This is a genomic window from Ensifer sp. YR511 (assembly GCF_900103045.1).
Classification (GTDB): Bacteria; Pseudomonadota; Alphaproteobacteria; order Rhizobiales; family Rhizobiaceae; genus Ensifer; species Ensifer adhaerens.
This window is the reverse complement of the sequence record NZ_FNGR01000011.1, coordinates 80840-97232: the sequence shown is the minus strand read 5'-3', so window position 1 is coordinate 97232 and position 16393 is coordinate 80840. Positions and strand designations below refer to the sequence as shown.

Annotated in this window: 14 protein-coding genes; 3 read left to right on the top strand and 11 right to left on the bottom strand. The window is 62.1% G+C overall.

The genetic code is table 11. The features are described from left to right. Window positions 1-4 precede the first annotated feature (4 nt). The 5 genes from BLU15_RS19520 to cyoA form a co-directional block, all read right to left on the bottom strand. Complete coding sequence (locus tag BLU15_RS19520) at window positions 5-751, bottom strand: SURF1 family protein (protein WP_090297269.1); 747 nt, start codon at window positions 749-751, stop codon at window positions 5-7. A 22-nt stretch (window positions 752-773) separates the two neighbouring features. Further along, window positions 774-1178: a cytochrome o ubiquinol oxidase subunit IV gene (gene cyoD / locus BLU15_RS19515; RefSeq protein WP_034790693.1), complete on the bottom strand. Its 405-nt coding sequence runs from the start codon at window positions 1176-1178 to the stop codon at window positions 774-776. Further along, on the bottom strand, window positions 1175-1795 hold the full coding sequence (gene cyoC, locus BLU15_RS19510; protein WP_034790695.1) for a cytochrome o ubiquinol oxidase subunit III: 621 nt from the start codon (window positions 1793-1795) through the stop codon (window positions 1175-1177). The genes cyoD and cyoC overlap by 4 nt, the downstream gene beginning before the upstream one ends. Window positions 1796-1799: 4 nt before the next feature. Next, window positions 1800-3803: a cytochrome o ubiquinol oxidase subunit I gene (cyoB, locus tag BLU15_RS19505; protein WP_034790697.1), complete on the bottom strand. Its 2004-nt coding sequence runs from the start codon at window positions 3801-3803 to the stop codon at window positions 1800-1802. A gap of 80 nt (window positions 3804-3883) precedes the next feature. Beyond that, entirely contained in the window at window positions 3884-4996 is a 1113-nt protein-coding gene (gene cyoA, locus BLU15_RS19500) for a ubiquinol oxidase subunit II (RefSeq protein WP_090297267.1), read from the bottom strand. Between the two features lie 294 nt (window positions 4997-5290). Here cyoA and BLU15_RS19495 point away from each other — a divergent pair, with 294 nt between their 5' ends. Continuing rightward, entirely contained in the window at window positions 5291-6616 is a 1326-nt protein-coding gene (locus BLU15_RS19495) for an MFS transporter (RefSeq protein WP_060521113.1), read from the top strand. Between the two features lie 113 nt (window positions 6617-6729). On the opposite strand, the gene BLU15_RS19490 is transcribed toward BLU15_RS19495, so the two are convergent. The 4 genes from BLU15_RS19490 to cmoA all read right to left on the bottom strand — a co-directional run bounded on the left by BLU15_RS19490 (window position 6730) and on the right by cmoA (window position 10356). Next, a complete protein-coding gene (locus tag BLU15_RS19490) occupies window positions 6730-8046 on the bottom strand; it encodes a sensor histidine kinase (RefSeq protein ID WP_090297263.1) in 1317 nt (438 codons plus the stop codon). A 4-nt stretch (window positions 8047-8050) separates the two neighbouring features. Next, complete coding sequence (locus tag BLU15_RS19485) at window positions 8051-8704, bottom strand: response regulator transcription factor (protein WP_060610856.1); 654 nt, start codon at window positions 8702-8704, stop codon at window positions 8051-8053. Window positions 8705-8841: 137 nt separating this feature from the next. Next, a complete protein-coding gene (locus tag BLU15_RS19480) occupies window positions 8842-9576 on the bottom strand; it encodes a methyltransferase family protein (RefSeq protein WP_060521111.1) in 735 nt (244 codons plus the stop codon). 12 nt (window positions 9577-9588) lie between these two features. Then, window positions 9589-10356 (bottom strand): carboxy-S-adenosyl-L-methionine synthase CmoA, encoded by a 768-nt coding sequence (cmoA, locus tag BLU15_RS19475; protein ID WP_034790738.1) that lies wholly within the window; start codon window positions 10354-10356, stop codon window positions 9589-9591. Window positions 10357-10591: 235 nt separating this feature from the next. Between cmoA and BLU15_RS19470 the strand changes: the two genes are divergently transcribed. Further along, window positions 10592-11890: a S41 family peptidase gene (locus BLU15_RS19470; protein ID WP_060610564.1), complete on the top strand. Its 1299-nt coding sequence runs from the start codon at window positions 10592-10594 to the stop codon at window positions 11888-11890. Window positions 11891-11916: 26 nt separating this feature from the next. Here BLU15_RS19470 and BLU15_RS19465 read toward each other — a convergent pair whose 3' ends face one another. Both BLU15_RS19465 and BLU15_RS19460 read right to left on the bottom strand, forming a co-directional pair. Then, on the bottom strand, window positions 11917-13395 hold the full coding sequence (locus BLU15_RS19465) for a pyridoxal phosphate-dependent decarboxylase family protein (protein ID WP_090297260.1): 1479 nt from the start codon (window positions 13393-13395) through the stop codon (window positions 11917-11919). Window positions 13396-13426: 31 nt separating this feature from the next. Beyond that, complete coding sequence (locus BLU15_RS19460; protein WP_090297257.1) at window positions 13427-14275, bottom strand: class I SAM-dependent methyltransferase; 849 nt, start codon at window positions 14273-14275, stop codon at window positions 13427-13429. A gap of 236 nt (window positions 14276-14511) precedes the next feature. Here BLU15_RS19460 and BLU15_RS19455 point away from each other — a divergent pair, with 236 nt between their 5' ends. Continuing rightward, window positions 14512-16320: an ABC transporter ATP-binding protein/permease gene (locus BLU15_RS19455; RefSeq protein ID WP_034797910.1), complete on the top strand. Its 1809-nt coding sequence runs from the start codon at window positions 14512-14514 to the stop codon at window positions 16318-16320. Window positions 16321-16393: the final 73 nt, after the last annotated feature.

The following is a 16393-nucleotide window of genomic DNA, read 5'->3' as shown; positions in this document are numbered from 1 at the left end:
ACGTTTAGGCGACCCGCCGCCGGTAGACGAGCCACGCGCCCCCCACACTCATGGCCGCCAGCGCGAACCAGGTCAGCGCGTAGACAAGATGGCTGTTGCGGAAGCTGACGACTGTGAGACCGCCGATCGGTAGGCCACCTGGGTTTGGCGTCGCGTCCGCGTCGATGAAATAGGGCGCGACATCCGTCAGCTCTTGTGCTGCCGCGATTGCCGCGACATCGCGGGAAAACCAGCGATCGCTAGCCGGATCGTTGGAGCGAAGAAAGGCGCCGCCGGGTTCGCTGATGCGCAAGAGCCCGGTGATCCCGGTGGTGCCGGGCGTTTCGCCTGCGGCGCGGGCAGTCCGATCGCGCCGGTCGGCGGGCACGAAGCCGCGATTGACGAGAACCGTCGCGCCGTCTTCGCGGCGCATCGGCGTCAAGACCCAGAACCCGGCGCCCCGCTCGGTTACGGCCTGCACCAGAACCGACTTGTCGTGGCTAAAGGTACCCGTTGCCGTGACGCGAAGGTATTCGTCGTTCTCTCGGGTGATGCCACCCCAGTCCGGCCGCGACGGGGCCGGGACGGCGTCAGCGTGCACACGCGCATCGACGCGAGCGATCAGATCGAGCTTCCAGAAGAGCCGCTGGATCTGCCAGGTCCCGAGCGCCACGAAGATGGCGCAAAGAAACAGGAGCGCGCCGGTCAGAAGGAACCTGGCGCGAGAGGACGCTTTCGCACCCTCCCCTTTCACGTCGCTGCCGCCGGTCATGTTCGCGTCTGCCCGCCCCTGATCAGGGCATGTTCTTCATCATCTCGTGGGTCATCGGCATCATGTTCGTATTGAGGTGATGCATGACCCAGAGCGAGCCGGCGAGCGCGATGCCGACGATGATGATCGTGAAGATCAGCGCCATCAGCGTCCAGCCACCTTCCGAACGGGCGTTCATGTGCAGGAAGTAGATCACGTGCACGACGATCTGCACGACGCCGATACCCATGACGAGCACGGCGGTCAGCAACTTGCTGTCGAGCGCACCGCTCATGACCAGCCAGAACGGGATAGCCGTCAGGATCACCGACAGGATGAAGCCCGTCATGTAGCTCTTGAGCGAACCATGCCCGGCAGCGTCGCCCGGATGGCTGTGCGCGTGGTGAGGCTCGAACGCGCTTTCGTGGCCAGGATGCTGCGAACTCATCCGAGTACTCCCAACAGATAGACGAAGGAGAAGACGCCGATCCAGATCACGTCGAGGAAGTGCCAGAACATGGAGAGGCACATCAGGCGGCGGCGGTTTTCCGGGTTCAATCCATGTTTCTTGACCTGCACCATCAGCGTGATCAGCCAGATGATGCCGAAGGTTACGTGCAGGCCGTGGGTGCCGACCAGCGTGAAGAACGAGGACAGGAAGGCCGAACGCGTCGGACCGGCTCCCTCGTGGATCAGGTGGTAGAACTCATAGAGCTCGAGCGCGAGGAAGATCGCGCCGAACACGCCGGTGACGCCGAGCCAGAACAGCGTCTCCATCTTGGCGTTGCGCTCCATCTGAAGCATGGCAAAGCCGTAGGTGATCGACGAGAACAGCAGCATCGCCGTGTTGATGGCGATGAGGTTGAGGTCGAACAGGTCGGCTGGTGCGGGACCTGCCGCGTAGTTGCGCCCGACCACACCGTGCGTGGCGAAGAGAACGGCGAAGATCAGGCAGTCGCTCATCAGGTAGAGCCAGAAGCCCAGCATGGTGCTGTGCTCCGGGTGGTGCTCTTCCTTGAGGTAGAACTGCGGCTTCTCTGTTTCTTGGACTTGGGTTTGGCTCATCGTTTCAGATCCGTTCCGCAAGCAGTTTCGAGCGTGCGTCTTCGGTCGCCGCGACGGTTTCCGCGGGAATGAAGAAATCACGGTTGTAGTTGAAGGTATGGCCGATGGAGACCGCAATCAGGGCGATGAAGGATACCGCCGCCAGCCACCAGATGTACCAGATCAACGCGAAGGCGAGCACGACGCTGATGCCGGAGAGAATGATGCCAGTGCCGGTGTTCTTCGGCATGTGGATCGGCTTGAAGCCTTCGAGCGGACGCTCGTAACCCCGGTTCTTCATGTCGTACCAGCTGTCATGGTCGTGAACGACGGGCGTGAAGGCGAAGTTGTAGTCCGGCGGCGGCGACGAGGTCGACCATTCGAGCGTGCGGCCATCCCAGGCATCGCCTGAGGTTTCACGCAGTTGGTCGCGACGCAGGAAGCTGACGACAAGTTGGATGATGAAGGACGCGATGCCGATGGCGATCAGGACCGCACCGAAAGCGGCGATGATGAACCAGATCTGCAGCGAGGGATCCTCGAACTGGCTGACACGCCGAGTGACCCCCATCAGGCCGAGCACGTAGAGCGGCATGAAGGCGAAGAAGAAGCCGATCTGCCAGAACCAGAAGCTCATCTTGCCCCAGAAGGGATCGAGCTTGTAGCCGAAGGCCTTCGGCCACCAGTAGACAAGGCCGGCCATCAGCCCGAACAGCACACCGCCGATGATGACGTTGTGGAAGTGGGCAATCAGGAACAGCGAGTTGTGCAGCACGAAGTCGGCCGGCGGGATCGCCAGCATGACGCCGGTCATGCCGCCGATAACGAAGGTCACCATGAAACCGATCGTCCACAGCATCGGCAGTTCGTAGCGGATACGGCCGCGATACATGGTGAAGAGCCAATTGAACATCTTCGCCCCGGTCGGGATCGAGATGATCATCGTGGTGATGCCAAAAAAGGCGTTCACCGAAGCACCCGAACCCATGGTGAAGAAGTGATGTAGCCACACCAGGTAGGAGAGGATCATGATCACGCAGGTGGCGTAGACCATCGACGTATAACCGAAGAGGCGCTTGCCGCAGAAGGTCGCGACGACTTCGGAGAAGATGCCGAAGGCCGGCAGTACGAGAATGTAGACTTCCGGGTGGCCCCAGATCCAGATGAGGTTGATGTACATCATCGGATTGCCACCAAGGTCATTGGTGAAGAAGTTGAAGCCGAGGTAGCGGTCGAGCGACAACAGCGCAAGCGTCGCCGTCAGGATCGGGAAGGTCGCGACGATGAGGATGTTGGTGCACAGCGACGTCCAGGTGAAGACCGGCATCTTCATGAAGGTCATGCCCGGAGCGCGCATCTTCACGATCGTGGCGATCAGGTTGATGCCGGATAAGGTTGTCCCGACGCCCGCCACCTGTAGGCCCCATATGTAATAGTCGACGCCGACGCCGGGACTGTAGTCGGCACCCGAGAGCGGCGGATAGGCGAGCCAGCCGGTGCGCGCGAATTCACCGACGAACAGCGACATCATGATGATGACCGCACCGCCCGTCGTCATCCAGAACGAGAAATTGTTGAGGAAGGGGAACGAGACGTCGCGCGCGCCGATCTGCAGCGGCACGACATAGTTCATGAAACCGGTGACAAAGGGCATCGCCACGAAGAAGATCATGATCACGCCGTGGGCAGTGAAGATCTGGTCGTAGTGGTGCGGGTTGAGATAGCCTTCGTTGCCGTTGAAGGCGATCGCCTGCTGTATGCGCATCATGATCGCGTCGGCAAATCCGCGCAAAAGCATCACGATCGCCAGGATGATGTACATGATGCCGATCTTCTTGTGATCGACCGACGTGAACCACTCGTTCCAGAGATAGCCCCAGAGCTTGTACTTCGTGATCAGCGCGAGGATCGCCAGGCCGCCGACGGCCACGGCTGCGAAGGTCACGACAAGGATCGGCTCGTGGTATGGGATCGCTTCCCAGGTAAGCCGCCCGAAGATGAATTGCGTGAGGCTGGTGTCACCAAACATGGGTCTTCCAATATGTCTCGAATTGCGGCCCGAAGGGCCCTGGCGCTCGCTGGATCAAGGCCGGCGAGCGCGCGAAAGTCCTACTGCGTCTTGTGCATGTCGTGGTTCATCGGCGCCGGCTGCCCTTCCTTGACGCCTTCGGCCGGTTCCTCGCTCTTGGCGGGGTTACCGGTTTCGGGGAAGGTCGCGGCCGGTGCGGCCGCTTCGGTCACTCCGCCCGTATGGCGGTTGTCATGCTCGAGTTTGGCGCGGTTCTCATGGCTTTCGACGCCGGCTCCGCCCATCATGTCGATGTGCATCATATCCTTCATGCACATCTGGCCTTCGCGCACGCACATGTTGAGAACGGCTTCATAGAGGCCGTTTTCCACGGAAGCGTAGTAGCGCACCGGCTCCTTCGCGCTCGGCTTTTCGAGCTTCAGGTAGGCGTCACGATTGAGCATCGTGCCGTTCTGCTTGACGCGGGCAACCCAGGCATCAAAGCCCGCCTGGTCCACGCCGTGGAACTTGAAGCGCATGTGCGAGAAGCCGTCGCCGCTGTAGTTGGACGAGAGGCCCTCGTATTCGCCGGCCTTGTTGATAACGGCGTGCAGCTTGGTCTGCATGCCGGGCATGGCATAGATCATGCCGGCGAGCGCCGGAACGTAGAACGAGTTCATCACCGACGAGGCAGTGATCTTGAAATTAATCGGCACGTCGACCGGCGCCGCCATCTCGTTGACCGTGGCAATACCGTATTCCGGATAGAAGAACAGCCATTTCCAGTCGAGCGCGACGACTTCGACCGTGATCGGCTTCATCTCTTCGGTCACCGGGCGCGCCGCATCGATCCGATCGAGCGGTCGATAGGGATCGAGCTTGTGGGTGCTGACCCAGGTGATCGCGCCGAGCGCGATGATGATCGCGAGCGGAGCCGACCAGATGATGACTTCGAGGCCGGTGGAATGGTGCCATTCCGGATCATACTTGGCGGCCGTGTTCGACTGGCGATAGCGCCAGGCAAAGAACAGCGTCAGGAAAAGGACGGGAACGATGATCAACAGCATCAGGACCGTCGAAATAACGATCAGATCCCGCTGCTGCGCGGCGATATCACCGGAAGGCGACATGACCACCATGTTGCATCCCGAGAGAACGGAGAGCAACAGGACGGCAATCGTCGATCGTCCGGCTAAACTGTATGGCTTCGGCATTGCGGCCTCAACTTGCGTTTTGTCTAGTCGGCATTACTCGGGCATGATCGGGCATGGAAGTGAGGTCCATCGTCGCAGCGCAACATTTTGCCGCAGTGCAGTGACGACCGTATCGCTCTATGCGCGTTTGTACGGGCGCAAAGGCATATTGTCGGTTCGATGCCGGCTGTTCCAGCGAACGTTAGGCACGAACTCGAATGAGGCATGTGCGCAGGTACGTGCACGGCATTCTTGATATCAGACGCCAATTGGTCAACACTCTAACGACAAGACGTTCGATCGTCGGAGAAATTCATGGTTTCGGTCGCTAACCCAACATCGTCTGGTCTCGAGCGGGATGCACGTCGCATTCACGAGGACGACAAGCCTCTGTCCCCGGGCAGCATCGCCATCGGCGTGGTCATTGGACGAACCTCGGAATTCTTCGACTTCTTCGTCTACGGCCTCGGCTCGATCCTCGTTTTTCCGAAGCTGATTTTCCCGTTCGCGCCCAATGCGGTCACCGCGACGCTCATGTCCTTCGCGCTGTTCCCGCTCGCTTTCCTCGCCCGCCCGGTCGGCTCCTTCGTCTTCATGTGGGTCGACCGCAACTACGGGCGCGGCACGAAGCTGACGATCGCGCTCGTCATTCTCGGTGGCTCGACGGCGTCAATCGCCTTCCTGCCCGGCTATGACACAATCGGATATTGGGCGGTGGCGCTATTGGCGCTGTTCCGGCTGGGCCAGGGCTTTGCGCTTGGCGGCGCCTGGGACGGCCTCGCATCGCTGCTGAACCTTAATGCGCCGCAGAATCACCGCGGCTGGTACGCGATGATCCCGCAGCTCGGGGCGCCGATCGGCTTTGCGCTTGCGAGCATCCTCTTCGGTTATTTCGTCAGCAACCTTTCGCAGGAAGATTTCCTCGCCTGGGGCTGGCGCTATCCGTTCTTCGTCGCCTTTGCGATCAACGTCGTGGCGCTTTTCGCGCGCCTGCGCATCGTCGCCAGCAAGGAATTCGGCGCCGCCATGGAAGCCAAAGAGCTTGAGGCGCGGCCGATCTTCGAGATGCTGAGCAAGCACAGCATCGACGTCGTGCTCGGCGCCTTCGTGCCGCTCGCAAGCTTCGCAATGTTCCACCTCGTCACCATTTTCCCCTTGAGCTGGGTGACGCTCAATGGCGGCCAGTCGGCGGCTGAATTCCTGTGGGTTCAGGTGGCAGGTGCCGTCGTCGGCGCCATCGGCATCGTGCTTTCGGGCGTAATTGCCGACCGGGTCGGTCGCCGCAACCAGCTGATGATCGGTGCGATCCTGATCGCGATCTTCAGCTTCTCGGCCCCCTTCCTGCTCGATGCCGGCGGCAAGGGCCAGGACGCTTACATCCTGATCGGCTTCGCCATCCTCGGCCTTTCCTTCGGCCAGTCCTCGGGCGCCGTCTCCTCGCGCTTCACCCAGTACTATCGCTACACGGGTGCCGCTCTGACGTCGGACCTCGCCTGGCTCGTCGGCGCCGCTTTCGCGCCGCTCGTGGCACTCGGGCTTGCCAGCAGCTTTGGCATCATCTTCATCGGCGGCTACCTGATTTCGGGTGCGATCTGCACGATCGCGGCGCTGAGCCTCAGCCGCGCGCTCGACCAGCAGTAAGATCCAGAGGCAGGCGGGGCGCAGTTACAGGCGTCCCGCTTGTTCGTCCTTTCCTCGCGTGACCTTGATTGCGAGGAACGGAAACGCGACCGGATTGACCGGTCCTGCAGCCGTCAAAGGCGGACTTCGACCTCAAACCCCTGCGTCTTGCCGCGCGCCGGCGAAGCGATGAGCAATTGGCCCTGCATCTGCGCGACCAGCCGCTCAACGATGGCAAGCCCGAGCCCGGAACCGGAGGCCTCGGTCGGCCCGCGGACGAAGCGCTTGGTCAGGTTGGCGCGGACGTCCTCGGCGACAACAGCGCTTTCGTTCGTGACGCGGATACCCATTGGGTCGACATGGAGATCGACCCGGCTGCCCGGCGGACTGTGGATCAGGGCGTTTTCAAGAAGATTGCGCAAGACGATCGCAAAGGCGTCCACGCGGATCGGCCGTTCAAGTACGGTGCCCTTGGCGACCTGAACGTTCAGGCGGTTGGCGCCGAGCGCGGATCGCTCCAGATCCTGCATCACGACCATCAACACCGGCAGCAGATCGTGCTGCTCGTCCGAAATGGCAATCTCCGCTTCGGCGCGCGACATCTGCAGCAACTTCTCGGCAAGCCGGCTCAGATGCACGAGCGCACGTTCAATCTGGGCGGTTCGCGGTTGGTATGCCGGCGGCACCTCGCGCGCCAGCCGTTGGGTTTGCGCGAGCGCACCGGCAATCGGGGTCCGCAGCTCATGGGCGCTGTTCGAGGTGAATTCCCTCTCCGCCTCTAGGCCCGCCTTCAGCCGCGCCAGAAGCAGGTTCACGGAACGCGCGATCGCCCGCAGTTCGCGCGGCAGCGTCGCCTCGTCGATCGGCGCCAGATTACCGCTGTCCTTGGTCAGGATATCGTCGCGCAGCTGCGACACGGGCGACAGCGTGCTGCGAACGACGAAGACGATCGCAAGGATGCTGCCCGGTATCAGCACGAGCAGCGGCAAAAGCAGCGCCGTTCCGCCTTCCATGAGCGCTTCTGTGCGATGTTCGATCGCATCGGCAACTTGCACATAGAGTGATCCGTCAGTCGTTCCGGCCGTGTAGATCCGATGGGTGGGGGTCTGCGAGAAGCCGGTCGCAAGGGGAACCGCGAAGGGCTCCGGCGCGCCGTCGTCAAAGAGAACGCGGCCGTCGCGGTCGCGCACCTGGTAGGTAAGGAATTGCGAATTGAGCGCGGGCGCCACAACCGACGCCTGGGCCAAGCCGCTGGGCGCGTCCCTCGTCGTCTCGTTAGCCACGATCTGCAACAATCGTTCGGCGGTTTCCTGCACGCCGCTGTCGAAGATTTCGGTGAACTCGTCCTGCATCACATAGACGCCAAGCCCGAGCGCAACAAACCAAAAGAGGGCGACGACGCTGGTGAGCGCAATGGCCAGTCTGCGGGTCATGCTCCTCTTGTCGGACATGCGATCACCTGAGGCAGTAGCCGAGGCCGCGCACGGTCTCGATCCGGTCAGGCCCGATCTTCTTGCGCAGGCGGCTGATATAGACCTCGACCGTATTGCTTTCGATCTCGGCACCGAAGGCGTAAAGCGCGTCGTGCAACTGCGCCTTCGACACGAGGGCGCCGGGATGCGCGGCCAGCTTGTCCAAAACGGCCCATTCCCGAGCGCTCAGGCTCTGGCTGTCACCATTAACGGCGATCTTGCGGTGAACCTGGTCGATCTCGATGCCGGGCAGCTTGACCGTCGGCGTCGCGTTGCCCGTATAGCGCCTGGAAACGGCCAGCATGCGGGCCGTCAGTTCATTGAGATCGAAGGGCTTGACCAGATAGTCGTCCGCCCCGCTGTTGAGCCCCTCGATCCGGTCGGATATCTGGTCGTGCGCCGTCAGAATGATTACGGGCGTGCCATCGCCGCGCGCGCGGAGAGAGCGCAGGAGCGTCAGCCCTTCGCCATCGGGCAATCGCAGATCGAGCAGGAGCAGTCCGTAGGTTACCGTATCGGTCGCCGCCACCGCATCGAGGATGCGCTTGAACCAATCGACCGCGTGGCCGGCGGCGGCGACATGGTCGCGCAGCGCCTCCCCCAGAACCTGATCGTCTTCGACTAGTAGGACTCTCAAGATATCACCGGACACTTGTTCGTCCTTGCCTAGGGTCGATCGGGGATGGCCGTCAAGTCCTTGAGCGCCCAAGCGGCGAAATGCGGTGAGGCTGCCCGTCTCGGCCGCCGCATACAGGGCGCAAGAATGGGAGGATTTCAGGAGGCGACGGGATCGCGAAAGGCCCCGCGCCTCTTCTTGTAGCTGATCACCGCCGTCGCGATCCCGACCAGAGCCATCGCGCCGCCAAGAACGGCCAGGACGCCAACATTCCGGCCTGATGGCTCGTAGGTCGCGAGCTTGTACATCTCTGTCGCGAGCACCGCGATCATGGCCGCCGAGACGGTCGAATAGTCCTTGCCGACGACACGTCTGATGTTGAACGCCATGCCTTCCGTGGATTGGCTGAAGTTTGAAAGGCGCAGCGCCCAGCGCGGCACGTCACGGCAATAGACCTGATAGGCTTCGCCGAAGGTGCGAAGAAGAAAAGCCTCCTCCGCATAGACAATGCATTGGTACATGAAGGCAAAGAGCCCGATGCCGATCACGATGAGCAGCGGGTTGCCGTGCAGCAGGAAAACGCCGCAGTAGAGCAGCATGTTGCCGACATAGAGCGGGTTCCGGCAAACGCCGAACATGCCCTCGGTTACCAGGTCCTTGGCGTAGACCCTCTTTTTCAGGCCGCCACGCTGGATGTACTTATAGCCGACGACCGTCGCGCGAAGCGCGAGGCCTGCCAGAATGACGAGGATCGCGACCGCGTCCTTGGCCAGCGTCAGCAGCGGGTTGTCCAAGACCAATGCCGGCGGCGGCATCAGCAGGAACAACACCACGATGATCGCGGGAAAAAGCTGGTTGCGGAAGCGGAAGAGAAAATTGCCGATCGCGATCATGCTCGGTCCGTCCTACTTGATCGCGACAATGCCGCAGAAATTATACCAGCGGAAAAAGACCTCGACGCTGCGGAAACCCACTTCCTTCAGCAGCTGGAAATTTTCCTCCAGGCGGTACGGAATGAGCACGTTTTCAAGCGCCTCGCGCTTCCTGGCGATCTCGATCTCGGAATAGCCGTTGCGGCGCTTGTAGTCGTAGTAGTGCTCAATGAACAAGCGGTTGAACGTCGAGTCTTCGCTGGTCAGCTTCTCGACGAGCAGCAGAGCGCCGCGCTCGTTGAGGCCGTCATAGATCGAGCGCATGACGCGCTCGCGGTAGAGGGGGCGCACGAACTGCAAGGTCAGAAGCATCAGGACGACGCTGGCATTGTGGATTTCGATGCCGTGGTGCAGGTCGCCGCCCCTGAGATCAATCGCCCGGTTGGAATTTGCCTGGACGATCTTTTCCTTCGCCTTCTCGATCATGTCGGGAGCGTTGTCGATGCCGACGAAGCGCACGGCGGGATCAACCATGGCGTCGAGCCCGAGCAGCGTCGTCGCGGTCGAGCAACCGATGTCGTAGAGGTTGGTATCGGCTTCGGCAAAGTCGCTGGCGAGTTCGCAAACCATCCGCTGGATTTCGCCGTAGTAGGGAACCGATCGGCTGACCATGTCGTCGAAGACGGCGGCCACGGTTGCATTGAAGGCGAAGTCGCCGACATTCTGGTCCGGTGCGGCGAAAACCTCGTCCCGGCGGTGGCTGTTGTCGTGCACGTGTAGATGCGGGGCCTTGCCAACCATTCGCACTTTCCTTTCTTTTCCGGAGCACGCCAAAGGAGAGGCAATCGCCTCTGTCCCCGGAGCGATCGATGCACCACACAAGCCACCCTAACCTGACACGAACCTGAAAGGTTTGGCCGCAGTGGGTTCGGCAGATCGGGGTGCCGGGCGGGGATCACGGCGTGATCACGCGATTTTGCCGGCAGGTGCGCGCGCTTTTGTCGATAATCGGCGGCGCGAAACCGGAGCAACGACCATGCGGCCGAGACTAAGGTGTACAGCGTTGATCGCCAGCCTCGTCATGTCGACGGCCGCTATGGCGTGGGCCGCGGAGCTGCCACGCTCCGGCGAGCCGACATTCGACCGGGTGATCGAACTCGTGAACGCGAACTTCTATGACGGCAAGGCGCTCGACCGTTTCAATACCACCGCCCAGGCCGAGATCACGGATCCCGTTGCGGCACTATCCAGGACGAGCGCGTCTTCCCGCGTCGATGCGGCGATCGCGTCCGTCCTTGCAAGTCTCGGGGTTTCCCATACCGGACGTTTCAAAGCCGACACGATCGACTATTTCGAGCTCGCCGACATTTTTCGCTTCGCCATCCGTGACGATATGCGGCGTCTTTTTCCGCCGGATGGCGCCGCGCGCTATCCCGGCATCGGCATGGTGACGACGGTTAAGAATGGGCAGCGGTTCGTCAGCGATGTTTATGACGGATCGGCTGCAAAGAAGGCGGGCCTCCTCGTCGGTGACCAGATCCTTTCGGTCGACGGGCAGGCTTATCATGAGATCGGATCCTTCGAAGGTAAGGTCGGCCGCACGGTCGAACTTCGGCTCCGCCGCCACCGCGATGCGGAGCCATTGTCGCTGCAGGTTCCGGTCGAAAGCTTACGACCACTTCAAATGTTCGAGCGCGCGATCGAAGAAAGTGTCGCGCTCATCGAGACCGGCGGCCGGAAGGTCGGCTATGTGCGGCTCTGGACCCTTTCCACGCGAAACGGGCTCAATCTCGTCGCCGAGGCGCTTTCGAGCGGCCGCTTGAAGGATGCGGAAGGCCTCGTCGTCGACCTGCGCGGCCGCTGGGGCGGCGGGCCGGCAGACGCAGCCGAGTTTCTGGTCGGTGGTACGCCGACGTTCCGGCTGATTCCACGCCGGGGCGAAGCCACGCTTGCCAATTTCCGCTGGCAAAAGCCTGTGGTCGCGCTGATCGACAACGGAACCCGCAGCGGCCTCGAACTCTTTGCCTACACGCTGCGGCAACACGGGATCACGCTCGTCGGCGAGCGGACGGCCGGTGCTCTGCTTGCCGGTCGTGCCTATGTGCTACCGGACGACAGCCTCTTGGAAGTGGCGGTTTCGGATGCGGTCATCGGCGACAAGCTAAGGCTTGAGGGGGTGGGCATCGCGCCGGATGTGCAGATGGCCTTTCCGCTTGCCTATGCGGCCGGCAAGGATCCGCAGCGGGAAGCCGCGATCGCTGAGATGGTTCGCGTGCTCCAAGCCACGGCGGCGCCAGAAACCCTGCCGGCGCAAGAACCGGCCGCAACCCGGTGACGCTTGGAGCCTCGCAGAACTATGTGTCAGTCGATGCCGCCGCCTGCGACAATCTCCCGTCCGAGTCTCACAACTTCGCGCACAAACAGGTCCAGGTCCTCCCGTCGCGTCCGGTGATTGTTGACTGCCACGCGCAGGCAATGCTCGCCGTGTACCGTCGTGTCGGAGATGACGGCGGTCCCCTCGTCCTGAAGCCGCAGCATGATTTCCGTGTTCAGCGCCTTCAATCGCTCAGCCGTCATTTCCTCCGGATGGTAACGGAAGCAGACGATGTTGATGTTGGTCGGCGCCACGAGTTCGAGTTGGGGCTCTGCCTCGACGAGGCCGCTCAGATAATGGCCTTGAGCAACATTCTGGTCGACGAGGCGGCCAAATTTCTCGATGCCGTGCTCCATCAGCGACATCCAGATTTTCAGGGCACGAAAACCACGCGACGTCTGCAGGCCATAGTCATAGAGCCAGGGCGCCGAAGCGAGACCCCGCACGGTCGACTCCAGATATTCCGGCGTAACGGCGAAGGTACCGCGGTGTGCGGCCGCATCGCGAACGAGGACGCAGCCTGCCTCGAAGGGCGCATGCAGCCATTTATGCGGGTCCAGCGCGATGGAATCTGCCCTTTCGATGCCTGCGACACGCCAGGCATTCTCGGGCGCGATCCGGAGCAGAGCGCCGATACAGCCGTCGACGTGGAGCCAGAGGCCAAACTCTGCAGCCAGATCGGCGAGAGCCTGGATGTCATCGATGGCGCCGGTATTCACCGTTCCGGCATTGGCGATGATGCAGATGGGCAGCCGACCGGACGCGCGATCCTGCTCGATCGCACCGCGCAAGGCCGCGATATCGACGCGCAACTCGGCATCCGTCGCAACGCGCCGGAGGGCCCGGTCGCCGAGGCCGAACAGTTCGACCGCCTTGCGATGGCAACTGTGGCTCTGGTCCGAACCGTAGAAGCAGAGCGGCCGATCGCCGATGCCATGTGCACGCACATCGATCCCGGCTTTGACGTTGCGGGCAACCGTCAGGCCGACGATGTTGGCGACCGAGCCGCCGCTGACGAGCGTGCCGCTGGCCGTCGTCGGAAACCCCAGCATTTCCTTGCACCAATTGACGACCTGTTGGTCCATGAGTGCGGCGGCATGGTTGCCGCCGCCGACGTTCGACCCCTGGACGGCAGCAAGAAATTCGCCAAGCGCCCCGGTGAAGTTTCCCGACCCCATGTACCAGGCCCAAAAGCGGGGGTGGATGTTGCCCATGGGATAGCCGAGCACGTTTTCCGCGACCGACGCGTAGATCTCTTCGAGCGGCTTTGGTGTCCTGGGAAGCGGGGTAGAAAAGCTCTCCCGCACCATATCGGGCATGTTGCGCCATGCCGGCCGTTCCCGGACCTGGCTGAGATAGTCTATCGCATCGTCGACGATGCGATGCGACAGAGCCCGCAATTCAGCCCAGTCTTTCGGGTCGAGCGTTTCCTCCACCCTGCTGGACGCTGCCGATCGCTTGTCCATGGAAACCTCCCCTCCCCATCGTTCCCTTCTGCTATGGTCGCGTGCCGGCGATGATCGTTGCCGTCGCGCGCAGTTCCACGTTGCCCGCGCGGATCGCGTGGCCTGCCAGGTCGAGAACCTCGCTGCGGATGCGGTTGCGCGTCTGATCGTCCGCCTGTGCCAGTCCGGCGACGACGGGTGCGGCGATCTCGGTCATGAAGGCCCAGTAGTCCTCCGGAGTCTCGTGGACCATCGTGGTGGTGACCTCCTCCTCGTGGATGTCGTGCAATCCCGCATCCTCGAAAACGGTCTTCATCAGGCCTGCAGACGCGCAGCGAAACAGGCCGGGCGCGCCGGCCGGAGGCTTCGGCATGTCGACGTGCCGGGCGATCGTCGCCATGATCGTCGTTGCCCAGGCGTTCTTTTCCGGTGCACCCCACACCGCAGCGCATACACGCGACTGGGGCTTTGCGACCCTCGTCAACTGTTGGGCTGCCGCTGCAACGTCGGGAAAAAACATGAAACCGAACCGGCAGAGGACGGCGTCGAATGTTGCTTCCGGAAACGGCAAGGCGCCAGCGTCGCAGGCTCTCGTTTCGAAATTCGCAAGACCGCGATGCCTGGCGTTCTCCGTCGCCACCTGCAACATGCGCTCTGAAAGGTCGGTGACAGTCACGCGGCCCTTCGGTATCGACGCCGCCACCGTCAGGCCTGGTTCTCCAGTTCCCGCAGCGACGTCAAGCACCCGGTCGCCGTCCTTGATGGCCGCCTGCCGGATCATTGCCTCGCCGAAGGGGGCGAGCCATCCAAGCACCAGTGCGTCCCACTTCTTCCAGCCGGCGGAGAAGCGGTCCCAGGTCTCTCTTTGCTGATCGCGGATTTGATCGAGATGCGCCGACATGCAGGCTCCTCCCTCGGTGCCGTGTTCCGACCTCGCTCACGAAACTATGAACCCTCTGCGGAGGGTTGCAATTCAACTTTCCCGCCGCAATTCGGGCAGTGTGCCGCATTGTCACGGATTTTACGATCCGCGCTGTGACCGCGGTTACATGTGGGCGCAGACAATCCGCGCTAGGGAGAGAGGGTAAGGCAGGCTATATTCTACTCGAGGAGACCGGGAAGGAGAGATTCGCACCGATGTCGAACCGGACGAACGGCAAAAATAGCGGCCGGATAGAACCCAGCGACGAACAATCCCTCGGTGATCAATTGCGGATGATGCATCGGGCCTTCATGGCCTCGCCACTGCGCAACAAGATCATCTGGCTGAGCATAAGCATCATCGTTGTCATCGTTGTGACAGCCTTTGGTCAGATCATCCTCAACCGATGGTACAAGCCGTTCTACGACACGCTCGAGCGACGCGACCTTCCGGCCTTTCTCCATCAGCTCGTCGTCTTCGCCCAGATCGCCGGCGTGCTCCTCGTTCTCAATGTTTTGCAAACCTGGCTCGGCCAGGTCATCAAGCTGCGCTTGCGCGAAGGCCTGACCCAGGACCTGATCACCGAATGGATGCGCCCGACGCGCGCGTTCCGGCTGGCGAATGCCGGCGCCATCGGCATCAACCCGGACCAGCGAATCCATGAGGACGCGCGCCACCTGACCGATCTCTCGGCCGGACTTTCGATCGGCCTCTTCCAATCCGGTATTCTGCTGGTGAGCTTTATCGGCGTGCTGTGGTCACTGTCCGACGGTTTCGTCTTCCATGTCGCGAGCTATTCCTTCGACATTCCCGGCTACATGGTCTGGGCCGCGATCCTCTATGCGGGCACCGCCTCCTGGCTGAGCTGGCTCGTCGGCCGGCCTCTGGTGGCGCTCAATGGCGAACACTATGCCCGGGAGGCGGCGCTGCGCTTCTCGCTGATGCGCGTCAACGAACATATCGAGGCCGTTTCGCTTTCATCAGGCGAGGCCAATGAGAAAAAGCGGCTGCAGCGCGACCTCGCCTCGGTGCTCGAGATCAGCTACGGCCTGCTGCGTGCGGTTACGCGGCTCACCTGGGTGACCGGCGGCTATGGCTGGATCACCGTCGTCGCACCGATCGTCATTGCTGCACCGGTCTATTTCGCCGGCGACCTGAGCTTCGGTGGGTTGATGATGGCCGTCGGCGCTTTCAATCAGGTGCATGCGTCGCTGCGGTGGTTCGTCGACAATATCGGCGCGATCGCCGACTGGCGCGCTACATTGCTGCGCGTCGCCGCCTTCCGCTCGGCGCTCTTGATGACCGACGAACGGCATGAGGGCGACAAGCGCATCGACTTCAGGACCTCCGATACGCCGCAGATGAGCTTCGACAACATCGAAATCGTCTCGCCGACCGGCTGCATCCAGCTTCGCGAGCCGAGCGTCACCATTGATCCGGGCGAACGCGTGCTCGTCACCGGCGCGCCTGAGGTCGAAAAGGCGCCGTTCTTCCGCGCGATCGCCGGGCTCTGGCCCTGGGGGCACGGCCGCATTGCACTGCCGGTTGACGACGGCCTCGCCTTTGTGCCGAAGTCTCCCTATTTCCCGCCGGGCACGCTTGGAGAAGTGCTCGCCTATCCGAGCCCGCCCGATACCTACAGCAAGGGCGAACTCGCCGCCGTTCTCTCGAAGGTCGGCCTTGGCCGCCTGAGCGGCCGGCTCGACCAGGATGCGCGAAAGCAGATGAACCTCAGCGAGGCCGAGCAGCGCCTCCTCGCCATCGCTAGGCTCAGCCTGCACAAGCCGCGCTGGCTGATCATCGACGAAGCGCTCGATACCCTTGAGGACGACGCCTACCAGCGCGTGCTGAAGTTCATGGACGACGAGCTTCAAGGTGTTGCGATCGTCAACATCGGACGCACCGAACGCGGCAGCGACTTCTTTACCCGCGTGCTCCACCTCGACAAGAACCCGACCGGCAACACGCTCAGGCGTCTCCAGCCGCGCAGCCTGCAGCCGGCCGATCCGCAACTGGTGGACTGATAGTCCGGTCCACGGTTGGCAAACGGCGAAGCGCTGAGAGCCAGGATCTGGAAACGGCTTTATCTGGCGGAAA

What these genes read in the sequence shown, in the direction of transcription:
- BLU15_RS19520 (WP_090297269.1), bottom strand. Translation starts at nt 751, where the DNA reads ATGACCGGCGGCAGCGACGTGAAAGGGGAGGGTGCGAAAGCGTCCTCT.
- cyoD (WP_034790693.1), bottom strand. Translation starts at nt 1,178, where the DNA reads ATGAGTTCGCAGCATCCTGGCCACGAAAGCGCGTTCGAGCCTCACCAC.
- cyoC (WP_034790695.1), bottom strand. Translation starts at nt 1,795, where the DNA reads ATGAGCCAAACCCAAGTCCAAGAAACAGAGAAGCCGCAGTTCTACCTC.
- cyoB (WP_034790697.1), bottom strand. Translation starts at nt 3,803, where the DNA reads ATGTTTGGTGACACCAGCCTCACGCAATTCATCTTCGGGCGGCTTACC.
- cyoA (WP_090297267.1), bottom strand. Translation starts at nt 4,996, where the DNA reads ATGCCGAAGCCATACAGTTTAGCCGGACGATCGACGATTGCCGTCCTG.
- BLU15_RS19495 (WP_060521113.1), top strand. Translation starts at nt 5,291, where the DNA reads ATGGTTTCGGTCGCTAACCCAACATCGTCTGGTCTCGAGCGGGATGCA.
- BLU15_RS19490 (WP_090297263.1), bottom strand. Translation starts at nt 8,046, where the DNA reads ATGTCCGACAAGAGGAGCATGACCCGCAGACTGGCCATTGCGCTCACC.
- BLU15_RS19480 (WP_060521111.1), bottom strand. Translation starts at nt 9,576, where the DNA reads ATGATCGCGATCGGCAATTTTCTCTTCCGCTTCCGCAACCAGCTTTTT.
- cmoA (WP_034790738.1), bottom strand. Translation starts at nt 10,356, where the DNA reads ATGGTTGGCAAGGCCCCGCATCTACACGTGCACGACAACAGCCACCGC.
- BLU15_RS19470 (WP_060610564.1), top strand. Translation starts at nt 10,592, where the DNA reads ATGCGGCCGAGACTAAGGTGTACAGCGTTGATCGCCAGCCTCGTCATG.
- BLU15_RS19465 (WP_090297260.1), bottom strand. Translation starts at nt 13,395, where the DNA reads ATGGACAAGCGATCGGCAGCGTCCAGCAGGGTGGAGGAAACGCTCGAC.
- BLU15_RS19460 (WP_090297257.1), bottom strand. Translation starts at nt 14,275, where the DNA reads ATGTCGGCGCATCTCGATCAAATCCGCGATCAGCAAAGAGAGACCTGG.
- BLU15_RS19455 (WP_034797910.1), top strand. Translation starts at nt 14,512, where the DNA reads ATGTCGAACCGGACGAACGGCAAAAATAGCGGCCGGATAGAACCCAGC.